A 21,644-nucleotide genomic window follows, 5' to 3' on the forward strand; every position below is an offset into this window, starting at 1 on the left:
CAGGCCCGGATAGGCTGGCCCCATGCGGACGCGCGCCGACATCGAGTGCTGGCTGACCGACATGGACGGCGTGCTCGTCCATGAGAATCGTCCGATCCCGGGAGCGGCAGAGCTGCTCGCCCAGTGGCGAGACACCGGCACCCCGTTCCTCGTGCTGACGAACAACCCGATCTTCACGCCCCGCGACCTCAGCGCCCGGCTGCAGCTGTCGGGCCTGGACGTGCCCGAGGAGCGCATCTGGACGTCCGCACTCGCGACAGCGGACTTCCTCCGGTCGCAGCTGCCCGGTGGCACGGCGTTCGTGATCGGCGAGGCCGGCCTCACGACGGCGATGCACGAGGCCGGCTACATCATGACCGAGACGCAGCCCGACTACGTCGTGGTCGGCGAGACCCGGCAGTACTCGTTCGAGGCGATCACCAAGGCGATCCGCTTCATCAACGCGGGGGCGCGGTTCATCATCACCAACCCCGACTCGACGGGCCCCACTCCCCACGGAGTCGTTCCCGCGACGGGGTCCTTCGCCGCGCTGATCTCGAAGGCGACCGGCAAAGAGCCCTACGTCGTCGGCAAGCCCAACCCGATGATGTTCCGCTCGGCGATGAACCGCATCGGCGCCCACTCCGAGAACACCGGCATGATCGGCGACCGCATGGACACCGACGTGGTCGCCGGCATCGAAGCGGGCCTGCACACCATCCTCGTCCTCACCGGCATCAGCGACCCGGCCGAGATCGAGCGCTACCCGTTCCGCCCCGACGAGATCCTCGACTCCGTCGCCGACCTCGTCTCGGACGAGCCGATCGAGTCCGAAGATCCCGACGGGCTCTGAGCCGCGGCATCCGTCCGCCCGGCATCCGTCCCCCCGGAATCCGTCGGCCCCGGTCTGCCCCGCGTGATCTGCCCCCGTCCACACCACAATGTCCCGATTCCGACCGGCATCCGTCCGCCCGGCATCCATCGGCCCGGGTCTGCCCCGGGTGATCTGCCCCCGTCCACACCACAATGTCCCGATTCCGACCGGCATCCGTCCGCCGGGCACCCATCCCGCCGGCATCCATCCCCCCGGCATTCTTCGGCCCGGCATCCTTCCGCCCGGCATCCGTCCTGCCGGGTCTGCCCCGCGTGATCTGCCCCCGTCCACACCACAATGTCCCGATTCCGACCGGATGGGGGTGCCCCAGGCGGTCGAAGTGGGACATGCACGGTGGCACGAAGACCGACTGACGGGCCACGTCGGGAGATCGCCCGCAACCCGAGCCGATCCGGTGTCTGGAAGGCGCGGTATCGTCGCGGGATGGGTGCTCTCGATGACGGTGAGAAGGTCTTCGCACCGGATGCCGCCACCTGGCGCGCCTGGCTCGAGACGCACCACTCGCGCTCGAAGGGCGCCTGGCTCGTGCGCCCCCGGCCGGGCTCGGGTCTGGAGCTCGTCGACTACGAGGACGCGATCCGTCACGCGCTCTGCTTCGGCTGGATCGACGGCCCGGTCCGGACCTTCGACGAGACGACGGGCGGACTATGGTTCTCGCCGCGCCGGGCATCGAGCGGGTGGGCCGCCACCAACAAGGCGCGGCTGATCGAGCTGGAGGCAGCCGGGCTCATGGCGCCCGCCGGCATCCGGGCCGTCGCGGCGGCGAAGGCGAACGGCTCGTGGACGATCCTCGACAACGCCGAGGCCGGCATCGAGCCCGACGACCTCGCGGCCGCGCTGAACCAGGATGCCGCCGCTCGCGCGAACTGGGACGCGTTTCCGCCGTCGTCGCGCAAGCTGGGCATCTCCGTGGTCGACGCCGCGCGGCGCGCTGAGACGCGGGCGGCACGCATCGCGAAGATCGTCGGCGATGCCGCTGGCGGGAAGCGCCCCTGATGCCGGCCGAGCAGGCGCTCCTCTACGGGGTCAGCATCGTCATCCTGACGGGCACCCTCATCGTCTGGGTGGCCGCGTACATCCGCATGAACCGCCGCGACAAGGACGAGTGACGCCGGCCCCTACGATCGGGATATGTCGTTAGCCGTCATCCTCCTCGCGCTCGGCTGCCTCGTCGCGGCCACCATCCTCTGGCAGCGCAACAAGAAGTTCGGGGTCGACGGCGCCGGCACGGGAGGCACCCGCATCGCGATCATCGTGCTCATCCTCGCCGGCGTCCTGCTCGCTCTCGCGTCGCAGACGTTCTTCCGCGGCTGACCCGCAAGCTCCCTCGCTGCCGCGCCGGCTGCGGGGTTCGGGAGGAGTTGTGGCGCGCCGGCTGAGGGGTTCGGGAGGAGTTGTGGCGGATCGGAGGGGCGGGCCTCGGCATCCATCCTCCGAACGGGGACAATCCCTCCGAAAGCCCCGGGGGCCGCGGTAGCCCCCGGCCCCCACGCCGCCCCCGGACTGCCGGCTCCGGAGGAGTCGTGGCGGATCGGAGGGGCGGGCCTCGGCATCCGTCCTCCGAACGGGGACAATCCCTCCCCGAGCCCCCGGAGCCCCCGGGAGCCCCCGAGCCCCCTCGCTGCCGCGGGACCGCCGGGTTCGGGAGGAGTCGTGGCGGATCGGAGGCCCCGGCCGCGGCATCCGTCCTCCGAACGGGGACAATCCCTCCCCGAGCCCCCGGAGCCCCCGGGAGCCCCCGAGTCCCCTCGCTGCCGCGGGACCGCCGGGTTCGGGAGGAGTCGTGGCGGATCGGAGGCCCCGGCCGCGGCATCCGTCCTCCAAACGTAGACAATCCCTCCGAAAGCCCCCGGGAGCCAGCGGCCCCCTCGCCGTCCCCAAGCCCCAGGAGCCCCCGGGAGCCCCCGAGCCCCCTCGCTGCCGCGGGACCGCCGGGTTCGGGAGGAGTCGGGGCGGATCGGAGGGGCGGGACGCGGCATCCGTCCTCCGAACGGGGACAATCCCTCCGCAAGCCGCCGCGCCCCCGCGCTACGCCAGGACCGCCGTGCCTCCCCGCTGCCAACGGATTGCCGCGCTCCGGAGGAGTTGTGGCCGATCGGAGGGGCCGGACGCGGCATCCGTCCTCCGAACGGGGACAATCCCTCCGCAAGCCGCCGCGCCCCCGCGCTACGCCAGGACCGCCGTGCCTCCCCGCTGCCAACGGACTGCCGGGTTCGGGAGGAGTTGTGGTGGATCGGAGGGGCCGGACGCGGCATCCGTCCTCCGAACGGGGACAATCCCTCCGAAAGCCCCCGACTACCCCTCCGGGAAGCGCCGCGCCTACTGCGGAGCGAGGCCCAGGTCGTCGAGATCGATGGCGGCGAGCCACTGCAGACCGGCCGCCTCGACGGCCGCCTGCGCGCCCGTCTTGCGATCGACGATCACGGCGACCGCCACGGGCTCGGCGCCTTCCCTGCGCAGGGCCTCGACGGCCTTGAGCGCGGACTGGCCCGTGGTCGAGGTGTCTTCGACGACGACGACACGCCTGCCTGCGACATCCGCCCCCTCGATCTGGCGTCCCCGACCGTGGTCCTTGGGCTCCTTGCGCACCACGAAGGCGTCGAGGGGGTGATCGGTGCGCGCGGACTCGTGCATGACGGCGTTGGCGATCGGGTCGGCGCCGAGGGTCAGACCGCCGACGGCGACGACCCCGTCGACCTCGGCGATGAGATCCAGCACGATGCGGCCGATCGCCGGAGCGGCGCGGTGGTCGAGCGTGAGCTTGCGCATGTCGACGTAGTACGACGCCTTCTTGCCGCTGGAGAGCGTGAAGTCTCCGTGGAAGACGGCCTCATCCTTGATGAGGGCGATGAGGCTCTGGCGGTCGGCTTCGAGCTCGGGCGACGAGGCGGCGGTCATGTCCACGAGTCTACGGAGGCACCGGCAGACCACACCGCAGCGGAAAGTTCTGCCGAACTTTCTCACCCGTCCGACGCGAAAGTCCCCTCAGCCTTCGCGGCATCCGAGAGAATGCCAATCGGCACGCCACGCGCGGTTCGGGTGCGTGCGGCAGCCTCGAGCACAGGAGTACCGAATGACGCGCATCGGCGTAGTAGCCGAGCAGGCCGGCGAGACGAGGGTCTCCGCGACCCCCGTGACGACCGAGAAGCTCCTCGGACTCGGATACGAGGTGGTCGTGGAGCGCGGCGCGGGAGCCGCATCCGCCTTCCCCGACGCGGACTTCGAACGTGCCGGGGCGAGGATCGTCGACCGCGAAGAGGCGTGGCGAGCGGATGTCGTGCTCAAAGTCGATGCGCCGACTCCCGCCGAGGTCGGGCTTCTCGCCGACGGCGCGACGCTGATCGGCCTGCTGAGCCCTTCCCTGCGCCCCGACGTGCGCGACAGCCTGGCGACCCGCGGCATCACGGCACTCGCGCTCGACGCGGTGCCGCGCATCTCGCGTGCCCAGTCGATGGATGTCCTGAGCTCGATGGCGAACATCTCGGGCTACCGCGCGGTCATCGAAGCGGCGCACGAGTTCGGTCGCTTCTTCACCGGTCAGGTGACCGCTGCCGGCAAGGTGCCTCCCGCCAAGGTGCTCGTCGCCGGCGCGGGAGTGGCGGGACTCGCCGCGATCGGCGCCGCGTCGAGCCTCGGTGCGATCGTGCGCGCGACCGACCCGCGTCCCGAGGTGGCCGATCAGGTGCGCTCGATCGGCGGCCAGTATCTTCCGGTCGAGGTCGACGAGCAGATGCAGTCGACCGACGGCTACGCGAAGGCCACCAGCGAGGCGTACGACCGCGCGGCCGCCGCCCTGTACTCCGCGCAGGCCCGCGATGTCGACATCGTCATCACGACGGCGCTCATCCCCGGCCGCCCGGCACCGAGGCTCTTCACGGCCGCGGATGTCGCGGCCATGCGAGCCGGCAGCGTCATCGTCGACATGGCCGCCGGCCAGGGCGGCAACGTCGAGGGGTCCGTGGCGGGCGAGCGGGTCGTGACGGCCAACGGCGTCGTGATCCTCGGCTACACCGACCTCGCCGGGCGCCTCCCGACGCAGGCGTCCCAGCTGTACGGCACGAACCTGCTCAACCTGATCAAGCTCCTGACCCCCGGCAAGGACGGCGAGCTCGTCCTGGACTTCGACGACGTCGTCCAGCGCTCGATCACCGTCGTCCGCGACGGCGAGTCAACCTGGCCACCGCCGCCGGTCGCGGTGTCTGCGGCACCGGTCGCCGCGCCGGCCCCGGCATCCGTCCCGGCGGCGTCGCCGAAGAAGACGGGCATGTCGCCGCGCACCCGCACCGGGCTGATCACGCTCGGAATCGCGGTGCTCTTCGGGCTCGGCGCGATCGCGCCGGCCCCGCTCCCTCAGCACCTCACCGTGCTGATTCTCGCCGTCGTCGTCGGCTTCTACGTCATCGGGCACGTGCACCACGCCCTCCACACGCCGCTCATGAGCGTCACCAACGCGATCTCGGGCATCATCATCGTCGGCGCGATGGTGCAGATCACCGTGCCGGACGTCACCGTGCAGATCCTCGCCGCCATCGCGGTGCTGCTCGCCAGCGTCAACATCTTCGGAGGCTTCTCGGTGACCCGGCGAATGCTCGCGATGTTCTCGAAGGGCGGCGACCGGTGACCCCGGCATCCGTCGCCACCGGCGCCTACCTCGTCGCCGCGCTGCTGTTCATCCTGAGCCTGCAGGGGCTCAGCAAGCACGAGACGGCGCGATCCGGCGTCCGCTACGGCATCGCCGGCATGACGATCGCACTCATCGCGACGGCCTGGGTCACCGCGCAGGCCGCATTCGACACGTCGGCCGACGCAGCGACCACGCAGGCCGCGCTGGTCGGCATCGGACTGCTGGTCGTCGCGATCCTCATCGGCGGCACGATCGGCCTCTGGCGCGCCAGGGTCGTCGAGATGACCGGGATGCCGGAGCTCATCGCGCTCCTGCACTCGTTCGTCGGACTCGCCGCGGTCCTGGTGGGGTGGAACGGCGCGCTCTACGAGACGGGGCTCGAGGGAGCCCTCGCCGACATCCACCACGCCGAAGTCTTCATCGGGGTCTTCATCGGTGCGGTGACCTTCACCGGATCGATCGTGGCGTTCCTCAAGCTGTCGGGGCGCATGTCGTCCAAGCCCCTCATGCTGCCGGGCAAGAACGCGCTCAACATCGGCGCCCTCGTCGCGTTCGTCGCGCTGACGGTCTGGTACGTCATCACTCCCGACCTGTGGCTGCTCGTCGCCGTGACGATCCTCGCGCTGCTGCTCGGCTGGCACCTCGTCGCGTCGATCGGCGGCGGCGACATGCCCGTCGTCGTGTCGATGCTCAACAGCTACTCGGGCTGGGCGGCCGCGGCGGCGGGCTTCCTCCTGAATAACGATCTGCTCATCATCACGGGCGCGCTGGTCGGCTCATCGGGTGCGTACCTGAGCTACATCATGTGCAAGGCGATGAACCGGTCGTTCATCTCGGTGATCGCCGGCGGCTTCGGCATCGAGGCGCCGCGGTCGTCGGACGAGACGGTCGGCGAGCACCGTGAGATCGATCCGCAGGGTGTGGCGGAGCTGCTGGCAGCGGCATCCCGAGTCGTCATCACGCCCGGGTACGGCATGGCCGTGGCCCAGGCGCAGTACCCCGTGGCCGAGCTCGCCGCGCGGCTGCGGGAGCGCGGCGTCGACGTGCAGTTCGGCATCCATCCCGTCGCGGGACGCCTGCCCGGCCACATGAACGTCCTCCTCGCCGAGGCGAAGGTGCCGTACGACATCGTGCTAGAGATGGACGAGGTGAACGACGACTTCGCCGACACGTCGGTGGTGCTCGTCATCGGCGCGAACGACACCGTCAATCCAGCGGCGGCCGAGGATCCGACGAGCCCGATCGCGGGCATGCCGGTGCTTCGGGTGTGGGATGCCGAGAACGTCGTGGTCTTCAAGCGCTCGATGGCGTCGGGCTATGCCGGAGTGCAGAACCCGCTGTTCTTCCGCGAGAACACCGCCATGCTCTTCGGCGACGCGAAGGAGCGGGTGGAAGACATCCTGCGCGAACTGTAGGTGAACGGCACGTGACCATCGACGGCGGGAACCCGCCCCGGCGTCGGCGGCTGGTGAACGGGCGATAGCGTCGAAAGAATGAGCGGACGAGTCCACCTTCCCGGCGGGTCCGGCGGAGTCTGGTACGAGAAGGACCCGGTGTTCGGGCGCATCGTCCACCGGCCCACCGGCCCGTGGACGAGCGCGGTGCACGAACTGCTGCGCCACCTCCGGCAGACGGGGCTCGACGGTGTGCCCGAGGTGGTGGGCATCGACTCGGACGGTGCCGAGATGCTGAGCTTCCTGGCCGGCCGGTCGCTCGCCCCCGACGAGGAAGAGCCCTCGGACGAGCTGCTCGCGAGCGGCGCGGCGTGGCTGCGGCGGTTCCATGACGCCGTGGAGGGATTCCCGCCCGACGGTCCACGCGTCTGGCGCCAGACGACGGCCGACCTCGCACCGGGCCAGGTCATCTGCCACAACGATCCGGGCACCTACAACTGGATCGTCGACGGCGACGCGTTCGTCGGCCTCATCGACTGGGACCAGGCCGGGCCGGGGCATCCCATCGACGATCTGACGTTCCTGTGCTGGACGGGGGTTCCGCTCTTCCGGGAGACCCCGGTGGCGGATGCCGCGCGCCGCGTCGCGCTGGTCGCGCGCGCGTACGGCGGGATCCGGGGCAGCGATCTCCTCGATGCTGTGGCCGATCGGATGACGCGGGCCTCGGATCGCATCGCCGAGGGCATCGACCGGGGAGATCCCGGGATGCTGTCGCTCCAGCGGAACGGGGAACCGGCCAGGACCCTGGGCCGTGTCGAGGTGTTCCTCGAACGGCTGCCGGCGATCCGGGCCGAGCTCCCCGTCTGATCGATCCGCGTCGTCAGACTCCGCCGGCGATCCGAGCTGCGCTCCCTGCCTGACTGATCCGCCTCGTCAGACTCCGCCGGCGATCCCGGCTCAGCTCTCCACCCGAGTGTCGGTCAGACCCTCGCCGGCGATCCCGGCTGATCCGCGAGCGCGTCCTGAGGGCGTGCGGATCGTGGGAACGTGGCGTCGAGGGCCTGGCAGAGGTCTGCCACGAGGTCGGCGGTGTCTTCGATGCCGATGGACAGGCGCAGGTGACCGAGGCGGCGGAAGGGCTCGGGATAGGACGCCACGCGCGGCCCTTCCGTGCCCGTGTGCACGATCAGGGTGTCGTCGTGACCGAGGGAGAAGCCCGAGGTGATCAGCCGCAGCCGGGCGACGAACCGGTTCTGGGTGTCGGCGTCGCCGTCGACGGCGAACGCCATCATGCCCCCGCAGCCGCGCCCGCCGAACTGCCGCGTCGCGAGGAGGTGCTCGGGGTGGCTGGGCAGGCCCGGATACTGCACGAACGCGACCCGGGGGTCGGCCTCGAGCATCTCGGCGACTGCCTGCGCGGAGGCGACGTGCTGGCGCAGCCGCAGGGGAAGCGTCACGGAGCCGCGCTGGATCTGCCACGCGTTGAAGGGCGAGATGACGCCCCCGACGTCCACCATCGCGTCGGCTTTGATCGGCTGGATCAGCGCGTGGGATCCGATGACCGCGCCGCCCATCGCGTCGCCGTGCCCGTTGATGTACTTCGTGAGGGAGTGGACGACGAGATCCGCGCCATCGGCGAGCGGACGGTACAGAGGCGGCGGCGTGAAGGTCGAGTCGACCATGAGCAGTGCGCCCGCCTCATGGGCGATGTCGGCGAGTGCCCGGATGTCGGCGACCTTGGTCGTCGGGTTCGCTATCGCCTCGACGCACACCAGCCGCGTCTCGTCCCGGATGGCCGCTCGCACAGCATCCAGATCCGTGACGTCGACGAACGTCGCCTCGATGCCGTACCGGCGGGGCAGCAGCTCCGTCCACAGCCGCCAGGTGGCTTCGTAGGTGACGTCGCTCACGAGCACATGGTCACCGACGGCGACGTGGGTGAAGAACACGGCGTGCAGCGCCGCCACCCCGCTCGCGAGCGCGACAGCCTCCTCGCCGCCGTCCAGGGCTGCGAGCTTGGCCTCGAGCGCGGCCTGGTTGACGCCGGTGTTCCGCGTGTAGAGCCCGGGGGCGGTGGCCGACCAGCTGATCTCGCTGGGGTCGTCCGGCAGCTGGTACGAGTTGGCCATCACAAGCGGCGTGCGCAGGGCATTCGTGCTGTCCAGCACATTGCCGCCGTGCACGGAGAGGCTGAGCTCGCCGAGAGTCTCGGGGAGCGTGCGATCGGGCCGCGCAGTCATCGATCTTCCCTCTCAGTAATCCCGTGTCTATACTTGCGTGTGACATTAGCACGCAAATGTGCTTTTGATGCACGAAGGAGAAGAAATGGTCGGGCTGCACCTCGATGACATCGACCAGCGGATCCTGGCGGAGCTCTCGGCCGACGCCCGCACTCCTCTAGTGACGCTCGCCGCACGCGTGCATCTGTCCCGGAACGCCGTCAAGCAGCGCATGGAGCGCATGGAGCGCGACGGCGTGATCGACGGCTACACCCTCCGACGGGGCGCCGAGACGGGTCGCCGGGTGACGGCCATCGTCATGGTCTACCGGGCGGACCGCATGCGCGGCGGCGACATCGTCACCGAGCTCACGCGCATCCCGGAGGTGACCCGGTGCGACATCCTCTCGGGAGAATTCGATCTCCTCGTGACGATCGTGGCCGATTCGATGGACCGCGTCGGCGCCATCTGGGAGCAGATCTCCGCTCTTCCGGGGGTCGCCAACACGGTGACCTCGGTCTCGCTCGCCCGCGTCATCGACCGCGGCTGAGGTTCACACCGCCAGCAGCCTCGCCGCCTCATCGCGCGTGAGCGGCGACACCGCCGCGACAGCATCCGCGATCGGCATCCCGGTGTGCAGGGAATGGGAGGCGGCACGTGCCGCTGCCTCGTAGCCGATCGTCGGAAGCAGGGCGGTGACGGATCCGACCGAGATCGCGACGCGGTCGGCGAGAACACGCTCATCGGCGACGATTCCCACCACGCACAGCTCGCGGAGCACCCGCGCCCCGTTCGCCAGCCAGCCGAGCGACTGCAGGAGCGAGTGCGCGATGATCGGCTCGAAGGCGTTGAGCTGCAGCTGGCCGCCCTCCGAGGCGACGGCGATCGTCACGTCCGAGCCCATCACCGCGAAGGCGATCTGGTTCACCACCTCGGGGATCACGGGGTTCACCTTGCCGGGCATGATCGACGAGCCCGCCTGGCGCGCCGGCAGCCGGAGCTCGCCGAAGCCGGCCTGTGGACCGCTGGACAGCAGGCGCAGGTCGTTGCAGATCTTCGACAGCTTGACCGCTGCCCGCCGAACCACGCCCGATGACTGGAGCAGGGCGCCGGTGTCCCATGACGCTTCGAAGAGGTGTCCGGCAGGAAGGATCCCCAGCCCAGACACCGCGGCGAGGTGCACCAGGACGGCCTCTCGATAGCCATCCGGTGCCGTGACCCCCGTGCCGATCGCGGTGCCCCCGAGGCTGCACTCCAGCAGCAGGGGCACGGTCTCCTCGAGCCGCGCGACATCCTCGCGGATCGTCACGGCAAAGGCCATGAGCTCGTCGCCGAGCATCATCGGAACGGCATCCTGCAGCTGCGTGCGGCCGATCTTCGGGATGCCGCGATGCGCGTGGGCCCGTTCGGCGAACGCGTCGGCGAGGAACGCCATCTCTTCGGCGAGTCGTCTCGTCCCCGCGACCACGGCCAGCCGGATCGCGGTCGGGTAGACGTCGTTGGTCGACTGGCTCCGGTTGACGTCGTCGATGGGGTGGACGATGTCGTAGCGACCGGGGGGATGGCCGAGATGCTCGAGCGCGGCGTTCGCGATCACCTCGTTCGCGTTCATGTTCGAGCTCGTGCCGGCTCCCCCCTGCACGACATCGACGCAGAACTGGTCGTGCAGCTCGCCCCGCCGCACCCGCTCGCAGGCCGCGACGATCGCCTCGGCACGATCGGCGGGCAGGAGTCCCAGTTGCGCGTTCGCGCATGCCGCCGCCTGCTTCACCGTGGCGAGCGCTTCGACCAGCGAGGGATGTGTCGACAGCGGGATCCCGCTGATCGGGAAGTTCTCGCGAGCCCGCAGCGTATGGATGCCCCAGTACGCCTCTGCCGGCACATCCCTTTCGCCCAGCGAGTCCCGCTCGCTCCGATGAGCGTTCATGCGTTGATGCAGACGACTTTGGGCTGGGTCATCTCCTCGTAGGCGAACCGCACGCCTTCACGCCCCATGCTCCCGTACTTCGCGCCCCCGAACGGCATGCAGTCGATGCGGTAGTCGGAGGAGTCGTTGATCATCACACCGCCGCCATCGAGGCGCTCGGCGATGCGAAGGGCCCGCGTGATGTCGGAGGTGAACGTCGCGGCGTGCAGGGCGTACTCGACGTCGTTCGCACGTGACACCGCCTCGTCCTCGGTGGCGAAAGGGGTGAGGGCCACGACCGGGGCGAACGCCTCGTCCGCCCACAGGCCGGAAGACTCGGGCACGGCTTCCACGACGGTGGGCCAATAGACGGAGCCGTCGCGGCGATGTCCGCACAGGACGCGGCCGCCGGCCGACACGGCGTCCTCGACCAGCCGCTCGGCACGGCGGGCGGACTCTTCGGAGATCATCGGCCCGACGTCCGTGGCCGGCTGCGTCGGATCGCCCGCATGGAGGGCAGCAGCCGCCGCGACGAAACCGTCGCGGAAGGCGTCGTAGATCCGCTCGTGCACGAGGACCCGCTGGGCTCCGACGCAGTTCTGACCGGCGGCCCAGAAGGCGCCGGATACGCAGGACTGCACAGCCGCATCGATGTCCGCGTCATCGAACACGATCACCGGGGCGTTGCCGCCCAGCTCCATGGCGAGCCGCTTGAGTCCCGCGGCACGGGCGATGGCCTCACCCGTCGCGAAGCCGCCCGTGAACGACACGAGACGGACATCCCGCGCGGCCACCAGCGCCTGGGCGACGTCTCGACCGCCGTGCACGACCGTCACGATCTCGTCGGGCAGTCCCGCATCGATGAGCAGGTCGACCAGGAACCGCGCCGTGAGCGGCGTCTCCTGGGAGGGTTTGAGAACCACGGAGTTGCCACCGGCGATCGCCGGGCCCAGCTTGTGCGCGACCAGATTGAGGGCGTCGTTGTAGGGGGTGATCGCGACGATGACGCCGAGAGGCTCGCGCGTGAACCACCCCCGGCGGTTCTCGGAGCCCTCGTACGCGTCGAACGGAATGACCTCGCCCGCATGCGAGCGAGCCGTCTCCGCCGAGAGCGAGAGGGTGGTCTTCGCACGTGCGACCTCCTTCCGCGCCTGACGGATCGTCTTCCCCGCTTCCCGGACGATCAGCGTCGCCGCCTCTTCGGCGCGCTCGTGCAGGAGCGCAGCGGTGCGCGCCAGGATCTCGTGACGGCTGAAGCGCGACATTCCGCGTGCGATCTGAGCACCGATGCGAGCGCGGTCCAGGATGCTGTCGACATCCGCCGTCGAGTGCTGCGGCAGTCGTGCGAGCTCCGCGCCATCGAAGGGGTTGCGCACGACCAGGTCGACGACCCCGCGGCTCGCCGAGGCCGTCGCCGGGGCCGTCGTCGCGCCGGCGGCGCTCACGAGGCCACCGCCGTCGGCACACGCACGGCGCCATCGATCGCGATGATGTCGGAAAGGAGCGCGTATGCGGTCTCGATGCGTCCCGCTCCGGGTCCGCTCACGGTGACGGTCCCCAGCATGTCGGTGTCGAACGAGACGGCATTCGTCGGACCGCCGATCCCGGCCAGCGGGTGCTCCAGAGGGAGAGCGACCGGCTCCACGGTGGCTGTGACCCCGCCGGTGGCATTGCGGTATGCAGACCCCACGAGCTTGAACCGCTTGCCTTGGGCCGCGGCCTCGATGATGTCGGCAGCGCTCACCTCCGAGATCCCCCGTCGCTGCACGTCCGCTGTGGTGAGGTCGGCGCCGAGCAGCTCATTGGCCAGGATGACGACCTTCAGCTGCACGTCCGACCCCTCGATGTCTGCCGTCGGGTCGGCTTCGGCGTACCCGAGGGCCTGCGCTTCCGCGACCGCGTCGGCGAGGTTCATGCCGAGCTCCATCCGGCCCAGGACGTAGTTGCTCGTCCCGTTGAGGATGCCCTCGACGGCGTTGATCCTGAGGCCCGCAAGCGTGCTGTGCGCGAAGCGCAGCACCGGCGTGCCGCTGACGACGGCCCCCTCATACTCGAACCGCACCCCGTGGCGCTCGGCGATGCGGTTCAGCTCGGCCGCCGCAATCGCCACCGGGCCCTTGTTCGTCGTCGTGACCGACTTGCCGGATTCGAGGGCGGCGCGCACGTGCGAGAGTGCCGGCTCTCCGTCGACAGGATTGGTGAAGGTCGCCTCGACGACGATGTCGGCCGTGGTGTTGCGGATCACATAGTCGTTCTGGGCGGCCGCGGTGCCGCCGTGCCAGCCGATGAAGGTCTCGCCCGCGGGCATGCGCAGCACGGCGTCGAGGTCGATCCCCTCGGCGACCATCAGCGAGCCGAGCCGCAGGTCTGTGATGGCCACGACCCGCAGCTCGAATCCGAGTTCGGCGGCAAGCTCGGCGCCGCGGTCGCGGATGGTCTCGGCGAGCGCGCGGGCGACGCCGCCGAAGCCGATCAGGGCGATGTCGTGTCGATTCACGGGGGGACTCCTCGGGGTAGGTCAGCGGGGTTCCCTTCAGCATTCGGGAGAAGAGCGTCGGTGCGCGCCTGGCGATGCGGTCGCGGACACTGACATTCGGTCAGTCGCGCCGACATTGTGGCGCGATCTCGTCGGCGGGCCTCCGAAGGGTCCTGCAGGCTTGTATCGGGATCAACCGCGCGGTAACGTCCGTGAAGCAATCTGCGTGCTAAATAGACACACGGGCGTGTTTATCTCACACGTGCACCGTCGCACTCCTCATCTGACCCGAAGGCGAGAGACACACTGATGACTCCCTCAACACGCAGCACCGAGCTGCCCAACGCCATGCCGCATACGACGGCCACACAGGTGCCGCTGCGCCGGCTGCAGCGCACCATGGATGCCCGGCACCTCGTGATGATCGCGCTCGGCGGCGTGATCGGGTCGGGCCTGTTCCTGAGCTCCGGCTACACGATCAGCGTCGCGGGTCCGCTCGGCGCGATCATCGCCTACCTCATCGGAGCCTTCGTGGTCTGGCTCGTGATGGCGTGCCTCGGCGAGCTCGCCCTGGCCTACCCCGTTTCGGGAGCCTTCCATGTCTACGCGGCACGGTCGATCAACCCCGCCACCGGGTTCACGACGGCATGGCTGTACTGGCTGTGCTGGGTCGTCGCGCTCGGCTCGGAGTTCACGGCATCCGGCATCCTGATGCAGCGCTGGTTCCCAGGCGTTCCCGTCTGGATCTGGTGTCTCGTGTTCGCGGGCGTGCTCTTCCTCCTCAATGCCGTATCGGCGCGCGTGTTCGGCGAGACGGAGTTCTGGTTCTCGCTCGTCAAGGTCGTGGCGATCGTCGCGCTCATCGTGCTCGGCGGGCTGGCCATCTTCGGGATCACCCCGCTGTCGTCGGAGCACCCGCCGGCCGTCGGGTTCAGCAACTTCGTCACGCCGGAGGGACTCTTCCCCGGGGGCGTCATGGGCGTGCTGATGACCTCGCTGGCGGTCTTCTACGCGTTCAGCGGCTCTGAGCTGATCGGTGTGGCCGCGGGCGAGACGAAGGATCCGGCCAAGAACATCCCCCGCGCGCTTCGCTCGACCGTGCTGCGCCTGCTGGTCCTGTTCGTCGGGTCGATCACCGTCATCGCCGCGCTCCTCCCCTACGACGAGGCGGGACTGACCTCGAGCCCCTTCGTCGACGTGTTCGAGTACGTCGGCGTGCCCTACGCCGCCGACATCATGAATTTCGTCATCATCACCGCTCTGCTGTCGGCGGGGAACAGCGGCCTGTTCTCGTGCGCACGGATGCTGTTCTCCCTCGCCGAGGAGGGGCACGCGCCGAAGGCGCTGGCCCGGCTCACCCGGCGCGGCATCCCGCTCATCGCGCTGAGCGTCAGCATGGTGTTCGGTCTGGCCTCGCTTCTGTCGAGTGTGATCGCCGCTGAGACGGTCTACCTCCTGCTCGTCTCGATCGCAGGCTTCGCGGTCGTCGCGGTGTGGATGTCCATCGTCGCCTCGCTCTTCTTCCACCGGCGCCGGTTCGTCCGCGAAGGCGGCGATGTCGCTTCGCTGGCGTACCGCACGCCGATGTATCCGTTCGTGCCGATCCTCGCGTTCGCGCTGCTGTCCCTGTCGGTCGTGGCGATCGCCTTCGACCCCAACCAGGTCGCCGCGCTCTACTTCGGCATCCCCTTCGTGGGTGTGTGCTACCTGTACTTCTGGCTGCGATACGGGCGCCGCGGCGCTCCCGAGGTCTCGGTGCTCGCGAGCGAAGCGCCGGTCGACCCCGCGGAGGATCCCGGCGTCGAGGCTCCGACGCCGATCGAGGATCGGGCCCACGGATAGGCTGAGGCGACCATCGAATGGCGGAGGAGCGGATGGATCGACCGTCGTCCTTGGAGCAGGGGCTGACGCTCATGAGCGCCGTGGTCGATCGTGAGCGCTCGGGCCGGCTGGGCTACAACGCCTCACGGCTCGCCCAGCTGACCGACATGGAGCGCAGTCGCGTCTCGCGGCTCACGCAGGAGCTGCGCTCGCTGGACTACCTCGATCGCACCGCGGAGTCCGTCTTCAGCACGGGCCCGGCGTTCTTCCGCACCGCCGGCACGCTCGACCAGCCGTGGCTGCGGGCAGCCCGCCGGGAGCTGCGGCTGCTCGCGTCGAAGTTCCGGATGACGGCGCGCATCACCGTTCCGGACGGGCCCCGGGCCCTTCTCCTCCGCTTCGAGTCGGGCATCGGCGCACCGGATGCATCGCTCCGCGCGGGCATGAGGACGCCGGTCTGGTCCACCGGCGCCGGCCGCGCACTGCTCGTCGACCACGACCTCGCAGAGCTCCAGTCACTGCTGGAGGGAGTGCAGTTCGTCGGCGTCGGCGGTCCTGCCGCGGCACGAAGCGTCCCCGAACTGTGGGAGCTGCTGGAACGCGACCGGGCCCAGGGCGTCACACGAGCTGTCAACGAGTACGTGGCCGGCATCACCGAGTTCGCACTCCCGATCCGGTCAGGCGAAGCGATCCTCGCCTCGGCTTCCGTCGAGGGGCCCCCCGTGGCCGCCGCGACAGCCGCTGCTGTGCGCACAGCCCTCGAGGGCTGCGTCCACCGCCTCGGCTCAGTCTGAGCCGAGGCGTCCGAGATGCGCTGACAGCCGGTCGGCCGCGGCTCGGCACTCCGCGCCGAGGACGGCCGTGCGCCCCACGAGCATCGCCCGCTCACCGACGATCTGCACCGCGCCGATCACTTCCGCCCGGAAGTCGAGCACCGGAGCCGAGACCGAATACAGTCCGGCCTCGGCCTCTTCATCGACGATCGCATACCCGCGCCGGCGAGCCGCTCTCAGCCGATCGAGGAAGTCGTCGACCGACCGCGGCGCACGCGGACCCGGGCTGTCGAACCGGGTGACGGCGAAGACGTCGCGCACTTCGTCGTCGTCGGCGTCCCAGAGCACCGCCTGACCGGCATCGCTGCAGTAGGCCGGGTAGGCCCGGCCGATCCATGAGCCGATCATGCGCGATGCGGGCGGAACGCTCTCGACGATCGTCACGGTGTCCGCGCCGTGCAGCACCCCGATGAAGCAGCTCTCCCCCACGTGGGCGGCGAGCTCGTCGAGGATCGTCAGCCCCTGCGTGCGCAGACGCAGCTCGGTGATCTCCTGCGCATCGGCATACCAGCGCCAGGCCAGGCGGTAGCCGCGGTCCGCCGATCGCGCGACATAGCCGCGCCGGTCGAGCGCGGCGAGTGTCCGTGAGACCTGCGATCGGTCTCGCCCCAGATGCTCGGCTACGGCGGTGACGCTCACGCCGGGTGCGGTACGGCTGAGGTCGGCGAGTGCGGAGATGACCTCGAAACCGCGGCCCATGCTGCTCAGGTGAGGCGGTCGCGACACCGAAGGCTGCGGCATGGTGATGAGCCTAGCCGCCCCGCCGCGCGATCCATTCGGTCCCGAGGAACAGCGGCACGCGCACGCAGGGCCTGCGTCGAGATCCTCCTCGACACAGGCCCCGCGATGCGGTCCGAGCTTTCCGCCCGGCCCCGCGTCAGACTCTCGTCGGCGACCCGCCCCGGAGCCGCGAGAGGGCGTCCACGGTCGCGGCGAGGATGAGGACGGCGCCGGTCACCATCAGGTTGATGCCGGCCGGCAGGTTGAGCAGACCGAGACCGTTGGTGATCACCGCGATCACCAGAGCACCGATCGCCGCGTGCATGAGCCGGCCGCGACCGCCGAAGAGGCTCACCCCACCGACGACCGCTGCGGCGACACCGCTCAGGACGATGTCGCGACCGACGGTCGCGTCCACCGAGCCGACACGGGCAACGCTGAGGAGCGCCGACAGCACGGCGAGGCTCGAGCAGATGACGAACGCCCACCATTTGATCCATCGCACCTTGACGCCGGAGCGACGCGCCGCCTCGGCGTTGCCGCCGATCGCGTAGATGTAGCGGCCGAACTTCGTGCGATCGAGCACGAACGTGCCGATCCAGAGGATGACGAGCACCACGGGCACGATGATCGGCACGCCTTCGACGGCGACCAGGGATGACTGACCCCGGTTCTGGTTGAGGATGTACACCGCGATGCCGCCGAGCACGAGGATGATCGCGAGCTTGGCCCACACGAGCGAGATCGTACGGTTCGGGACCCCTGCGCGGGTGCGGCGGCGACGGTCCCAGAAGGACGTGGCGGCCGAGATGCCGAGGATCACCGCGAGCAGCAGCCAGCCGGCCCAGGGCGGCAGATTGCCGTTCTGGAGGGCGATGAGCTCGGGCACCTCCACGCGGAAGAGTCCGCCGGGTCCGATGATGACGAGCGCCAGGCCCTGGTACCCCAGGAACAGACCCAGCGTCACGACGAACGACGGGATGCCGACCCGGGCCACGAAGAAGCCGATCACGGCACCCGTCAGGATGCCGAACCCGAAGCCGAGCAGGAGGGCGATCGGCCACGGGATGCCGAAGCTTCCGTTGAGCACCACGAACAGTGCCATCGCGACACCGCCCGTGACGCCGGCCGACAGGTCGATCTCGCCCAGCAGCAGCACGAAGACGAGCGCGATGCCGAGCATCACGAGCGTCGCCGCCTGGTTGAGCAGGTTGGCGAAGTTGCGCTCGGTCAGGAAGAACGGGCTCAACGATGCGAAGAGGATCGTCAGGACGACGAGGCCGCCGACGGCAGGGAGTGCGCCCATGTCGCCCGAGCGAACCCGCTGCCACCAGGCGGCGATCTGGTCGCCCAGGCCCCCCTCGACGCCGCTTCCGATGAGGTCGCCGGCGACGGGGTCGGGCCCGGCGCTGGTCGTGGTGGTGGCGGTCATGCTGCGCCTCCGGCGGTCTCGATGTTGGTCGTTCCGATGAGCTCCACACCCATCGTCTTGGTGCCGGTGATGTAGCCGACCACGTCGTCGCGGTTCGTGTCCTTCGTGTTGATCTGAGCCACCATCTGCCCGAGGTACAGGACGGCGATGTCATCGGCGACGGCGAAGACATCGGCGAGGTTGTGGCTGATGAGCACGACAGCGACACCCTGAGCGGCGAGGCGCTCCACGAGGTGCAGCACCTGCTCGGTCTGTGCCACGCCGAGAGCTGCTGTCGGCTCGTCGAGAATCACGACACGGGCCTTCTTGAGCACGGCGCGCGCGATCGCGACGGTCTGACGCTGGCCCCCGGAAAGGCTCGAGACCTTCTGGCGGACGGACTTGACCGTGCGGACCGAGAGCGAGCGGAGGGTGTCCGACGCGTCCTTCTCCATGCGGCCTTCGTCGAACGTGCCGGCGACGAGCTCTTCACGCCCGAGGAACATGTTCTGGACGATGTCGAGGTTGTCGCACAGCGCGAGGTCCTGGTAGACGACCTCGATGCCGAGGGCGCCTGCCTCTCTCGGGGTGTGCAGCGCGACGGGCTTGCCTTCGAAGAGGGTCTCTCCCTCGTCGTAGGGCTGAACGCCGGCGAGCCCCTTGATGAGCGTGGACTTGCCCGCGCCGTTGTCACCCACAAGCGCGGTGACTTTTCCGGGGTAGACCTTCAGGTCTACGCCCTTGAGGACGTTCACGGGGCCGAAGGACTTCTTCACGCCCCGCAGTTCGATGATGGGTTCTGACATGCTCGCTTCCTTGCCGAATCATGCGTGAAAGGGGCGCCACGACGCGCGGTCGTGGCGCCCCTTGATGCGTAACCTACTGCGCAACGACTCCGAACTCGGCGCACTTGGCCTCGACATCCGGGGTGCAGACGTCGTCGTAGGCGGCGTCACCGGCGGCGACGACCTCCTTGACCTCGTTCGGGCCGACGAGCTGCGGGGTCACCTGGACGTACGGGGTGCCGTCCTCGAGCTTGGCCTGGGCCTTGACGGTGTCGCCCTTGAGCAGGGCGATCGCGGTCGCGACAGCGGCGGTGGCCTCGTCCTTGACCGGCTTGTAGACCGTGGCGGTCTGCCATCCGAGGAGGATGTTCTGCAGACCCGCGACGTTGGCGTCCTGACCCGAGACGGCGACGCCGGTCAGGTTGTTGTCCTGCAGGACCTTGATGACGCCGGCCGCGTTGGTGTCGTTCGCGACCCACACGCCGTCGACCTTGCCGCCCAGCGCCGTGAGCGCCTGCTCGAAGTTGGTCTGCGACTTCGCCTGGTCCCATGCACCGGCAGGCTCGGCAGCGGGCTTGATGCCTGCGGCCGAGAGCACCTCGTCGGCGCCGTCGTGGAACATCGCGGCGTTGCCGTCGGTCGGGTCTCCGCCGATGTAGACCACCGTGGACGTTGCCGGGTCCTTGCCGGCGGTCTTCAGGCCGTCGAGAACCGTCTGGCCCTCGAGGCGGCCGACCTCGGTGTTGTCGAACGACACGTAGTAGTCGGCGCCGGTGAACGGACGGTCGTATGCGATCACGGGGATGCCCTGCGACTTCGCCTTGGTGGCCACGCCCTCGGCAGCACCCTGGTAGTCGACGAGCAGCATGACGCCGCAGCCCTTGGTGAGCTGCTGGTCGGCCAGCGTCGCGTACTTGTTGACATCGCCCTGCGCGTTCTGGATGTCGGCCTCGAAGCCGGCAGCCTCCAGACCCTCCTGCAGGTACTTGCGGTCGAAGTTCTCCCAGCGGGGCGACGAAGCCGCGTCAGGAAGGATCACGCACGCCCGGCCGGCGCTCGCGGCGTCGCCGTCACCGCTCGCACTCGAGCTGTCGTCACCGCTGGAGCCGGAACAGCCGGCCAGGAGGACCACAGCAGCACCGGTCAGTGCAACCGCGGTGAGAATCGATGATTTCCTCATCATTCGCCTTTCATCGTTGAATTTGCGGGACGCGCCCCCAGGGGCATCACGCGTCTTCAGTGATCATGGCCACTGCTGATTCATGTCGTCAAGTCTTGAACGTAACGCTTTGGCAACGGCATCCGATGTGTTCGGTCGTTGAATACACCGCTCCCACGAAGGGAGAGGGCTTTCCGGTCGGGACCTCTCAGGCTCGGCCCGTTGCCGCTCGCGTGCGACGAGAGATCGAGTCGACGATCACGGCGAGCACAAGCACGACTCCGGTCACGATGAACTTCACCGACGAGTCGAGATTCAGCAGGGTGAGCCCCGAGGAGATCGACTGGATCACCACGATGCCAAGGAGGGCCGAGAACGCCGTGCCGCGGCCTCCGAAGAGGCTCGCGCCGCCGATGACGGCGGCGGCGATCGCATTGAGGTTGATGTCACCGCCGCCCGAGCTCTGGTTCGCAGCGGCGAGCCGCGCGGCCGCGAGAATACCGCCGACGGCCGCGAGACTCGAGCAGAGCGCGAACACCGAGAGGTAGATACGGTCCACCCGGATGCCGGCGCGGCGAGCCGCCTCGACCGAGCCGCCGACGGCGTAGACGGCGCGGCCCCAGCGCGTGCGGGTGAGCACGAGGTGCATCGCGACGACGAGCACGAGGAAGAACACGAACATCAGCCCGACACCGCGCCACAGGTTGAGGTACCACGCCGCGATGAGCAGGAAGACGAGAAGGGCCGCGCTCCGGATGCCGATCTCGGTGTAGCTCTGGCTGACGAGGTTCGCGGCGCTTCGCCTGCGAGCGCGTGAGACGAGCGAGAAGGCGTACGCGGCGACCGCGAGCGCCGCGACGAGGTACGACGCCCACGCCGGCAGGAACATGTGCTGCGCGAACTCCACGATCCAGGAGTCGGTCGGGATGTTGATGGAGCCGCTCGATCCGAGCACCCACAGCTGGACGCCGAGGAACCCGAGCAGCCCCGCGAGCGTGATCACGAAGCTCGGCAGGCCGAACCTCGTGAACAGCCAGCCGTACAGCAACCCCGCGAGCATGCCCGCGATCACGGCGGCTCCGAGCGCGAGGATCAGGTTCCACTGCAGCTCCACGAGCCCGACGCCGAGGATCGCGGCGGCGAGACCCGACACCGACCCGACCGACAGATCGATCTCGCCCACGAGCAGCACCATCACGATGCCGAGCGCGATCGTGCCCGTCGCGGCGCACTGCATCGAAAGGTTGACGAGGTTCTGGCTGGAGAGGAAGACGGGATTGAGGATCTGGAACACGCTCCAGATCACGACGAGCCCCACGATGACCGGAAGCGACCCGAGATCGCCGCCCTTCACCCGCTCCGCCAGCGCGGCGCCGGCCCGCCGGAGCGCGCCGGGGCCCAGCATCCCGTCGCCCTCGTCGT

Annotated in this window: 19 protein-coding genes; 9 read left to right on the top strand and 10 right to left on the bottom strand. The window is 69.5% G+C overall.

The window, feature by feature from the left end:
• The first annotated feature begins 22 nt into the window (after positions 1-22).
• The 3 genes from AC1DP3_RS01155 to AC1DP3_RS01165 all read left to right on the top strand — a co-directional run bounded on the left by AC1DP3_RS01155 (position 23) and on the right by AC1DP3_RS01165 (position 2,188).
• On the top strand, positions 23-832 hold the full coding sequence (locus AC1DP3_RS01155; RefSeq protein ID WP_477290436.1) for an HAD-IIA family hydrolase: 810 nt from the start codon (positions 23-25) through the stop codon (positions 830-832).
• 465 nt (positions 833-1,297) lie between these two features.
• Positions 1,298-1,870 carry a YdeI/OmpD-associated family protein gene (locus AC1DP3_RS01160; protein WP_477290438.1) on the top strand — a complete coding sequence of 191 codons (573 nt, stop codon included), beginning with the start codon at positions 1,298-1,300 and terminating at the stop codon, positions 1,868-1,870.
• Between the two features lie 135 nt (positions 1,871-2,005).
• Entirely contained in the window at positions 2,006-2,188 is a 183-nt protein-coding gene (locus tag AC1DP3_RS01165; RefSeq protein ID WP_477290440.1) for a hypothetical protein, read from the top strand.
• A 1,005-nt stretch (positions 2,189-3,193) separates the two neighbouring features.
• On the opposite strand, the gene pyrE is transcribed toward AC1DP3_RS01165, so the two are convergent.
• Positions 3,194-3,772: an orotate phosphoribosyltransferase gene (gene pyrE, locus AC1DP3_RS01170; protein WP_477290442.1), complete on the bottom strand. Its 579-nt coding sequence runs from the start codon at positions 3,770-3,772 to the stop codon at positions 3,194-3,196.
• A gap of 175 nt (positions 3,773-3,947) precedes the next feature.
• Here pyrE and AC1DP3_RS01175 point away from each other — a divergent pair, with 175 nt between their 5' ends.
• The 3 genes from AC1DP3_RS01175 to AC1DP3_RS01185 all read left to right on the top strand — a co-directional run bounded on the left by AC1DP3_RS01175 (position 3,948) and on the right by AC1DP3_RS01185 (position 7,759).
• The gene (locus AC1DP3_RS01175) at positions 3,948-5,495 is read left to right on the top strand and encodes a Re/Si-specific NAD(P)(+) transhydrogenase subunit alpha (RefSeq protein WP_477290444.1); all 1,548 of its coding nucleotides are present in this window, start codon (positions 3,948-3,950) and stop codon (positions 5,493-5,495) included.
• Complete coding sequence (gene pntB, locus AC1DP3_RS01180) at positions 5,492-6,913, top strand: Re/Si-specific NAD(P)(+) transhydrogenase subunit beta (protein ID WP_477290446.1); 1,422 nt, start codon at positions 5,492-5,494, stop codon at positions 6,911-6,913. Before AC1DP3_RS01175 ends, pntB begins: the two co-directional genes overlap by 4 nt.
• Before the next feature lie 78 nt (positions 6,914-6,991).
• Entirely contained in the window at positions 6,992-7,759 is a 768-nt protein-coding gene (locus AC1DP3_RS01185) for an aminoglycoside phosphotransferase family protein (protein WP_477290448.1), read from the top strand.
• 113 nt (positions 7,760-7,872) lie between these two features.
• Here AC1DP3_RS01185 and AC1DP3_RS01190 read toward each other — a convergent pair whose 3' ends face one another.
• Complete coding sequence (locus AC1DP3_RS01190) at positions 7,873-9,132, bottom strand: trans-sulfuration enzyme family protein (RefSeq protein WP_477290450.1); 1,260 nt, start codon at positions 9,130-9,132, stop codon at positions 7,873-7,875.
• Positions 9,133-9,217: 85 nt separating this feature from the next.
• On the opposite strand from AC1DP3_RS01190, the gene AC1DP3_RS01195 reads away from it, so the two are divergent.
• Positions 9,218-9,661: an Lrp/AsnC family transcriptional regulator gene (locus AC1DP3_RS01195; protein ID WP_477290452.1), complete on the top strand. Its 444-nt coding sequence runs from the start codon at positions 9,218-9,220 to the stop codon at positions 9,659-9,661.
• Positions 9,662-9,664: 3 nt separating this feature from the next.
• Here AC1DP3_RS01195 and AC1DP3_RS01200 read toward each other — a convergent pair whose 3' ends face one another.
• Genes AC1DP3_RS01200 through AC1DP3_RS01210 form a run of 3 tightly spaced genes read right to left on the bottom strand, consistent with a single transcriptional unit; the run spans position 9,665 to position 13,514 of the window.
• Positions 9,665-11,038 (bottom strand): aspartate ammonia-lyase, encoded by a 1,374-nt coding sequence (locus tag AC1DP3_RS01200; RefSeq protein ID WP_477290454.1) that lies wholly within the window; start codon positions 11,036-11,038, stop codon positions 9,665-9,667.
• Entirely contained in the window at positions 11,035-12,462 is a 1,428-nt protein-coding gene (locus tag AC1DP3_RS01205) for an aldehyde dehydrogenase family protein (RefSeq protein WP_477290455.1), read from the bottom strand. The genes AC1DP3_RS01200 and AC1DP3_RS01205 overlap by 4 nt, the downstream gene beginning before the upstream one ends.
• Positions 12,459-13,514, bottom strand: coding sequence for a homoserine dehydrogenase (locus tag AC1DP3_RS01210; RefSeq protein WP_477290457.1), 1,056 nt, complete (start codon positions 13,512-13,514; stop codon positions 12,459-12,461). Before AC1DP3_RS01210 ends, AC1DP3_RS01205 begins: the two co-directional genes overlap by 4 nt.
• Before the next feature lie 327 nt (positions 13,515-13,841).
• Between AC1DP3_RS01210 and AC1DP3_RS01215 the strand changes: the two genes are divergently transcribed.
• Positions 13,842-15,335, top strand: coding sequence for an amino acid permease (locus tag AC1DP3_RS01215; protein ID WP_477290728.1), 1,494 nt, complete (start codon positions 13,842-13,844; stop codon positions 15,333-15,335).
• A 32-nt stretch (positions 15,336-15,367) separates the two neighbouring features.
• Positions 15,368-16,108: an IclR family transcriptional regulator domain-containing protein gene (locus tag AC1DP3_RS01220; RefSeq protein ID WP_477290459.1), complete on the top strand. Its 741-nt coding sequence runs from the start codon at positions 15,368-15,370 to the stop codon at positions 16,106-16,108.
• Here AC1DP3_RS01220 and AC1DP3_RS01225 read toward each other — a convergent pair.
• From AC1DP3_RS01225 to AC1DP3_RS01245, 5 genes are all read right to left on the bottom strand, one after another.
• Complete coding sequence (locus tag AC1DP3_RS01225; RefSeq protein WP_477290461.1) at positions 16,100-16,888, bottom strand: IclR family transcriptional regulator; 789 nt, start codon at positions 16,886-16,888, stop codon at positions 16,100-16,102. The two genes, AC1DP3_RS01220 and AC1DP3_RS01225, sit on opposite strands and share 9 nt — an antisense overlap.
• Before the next feature lie 136 nt (positions 16,889-17,024).
• Positions 17,025-18,299 carry a sugar ABC transporter permease gene (locus AC1DP3_RS01230; protein WP_477290463.1) on the bottom strand — a complete coding sequence of 425 codons (1,275 nt, stop codon included), beginning with the start codon at positions 18,297-18,299 and terminating at the stop codon, positions 17,025-17,027.
• Positions 18,296-19,084: an ATP-binding cassette domain-containing protein gene (locus AC1DP3_RS01235; protein ID WP_477290465.1), complete on the bottom strand. Its 789-nt coding sequence runs from the start codon at positions 19,082-19,084 to the stop codon at positions 18,296-18,298. The genes AC1DP3_RS01230 and AC1DP3_RS01235 overlap by 4 nt, the downstream gene beginning before the upstream one ends.
• A 73-nt stretch (positions 19,085-19,157) precedes the next feature.
• Positions 19,158-20,243, bottom strand: a complete 1,086-nt coding sequence (locus AC1DP3_RS01240; protein ID WP_477290467.1) for a sugar ABC transporter substrate-binding protein — start codon at positions 20,241-20,243, stop codon at positions 19,158-19,160.
• 187 nt (positions 20,244-20,430) lie between these two features.
• Positions 20,431-21,627 (bottom strand): sugar ABC transporter permease, encoded by a 1,197-nt coding sequence (locus tag AC1DP3_RS01245; RefSeq protein WP_477290730.1) that lies wholly within the window; start codon positions 21,625-21,627, stop codon positions 20,431-20,433.
• Positions 21,628-21,644 lie beyond the last annotated feature (17 nt).

The sequence above is a fragment of the Microbacterium sp. P5_B6 genome, assembly GCF_056400345.1.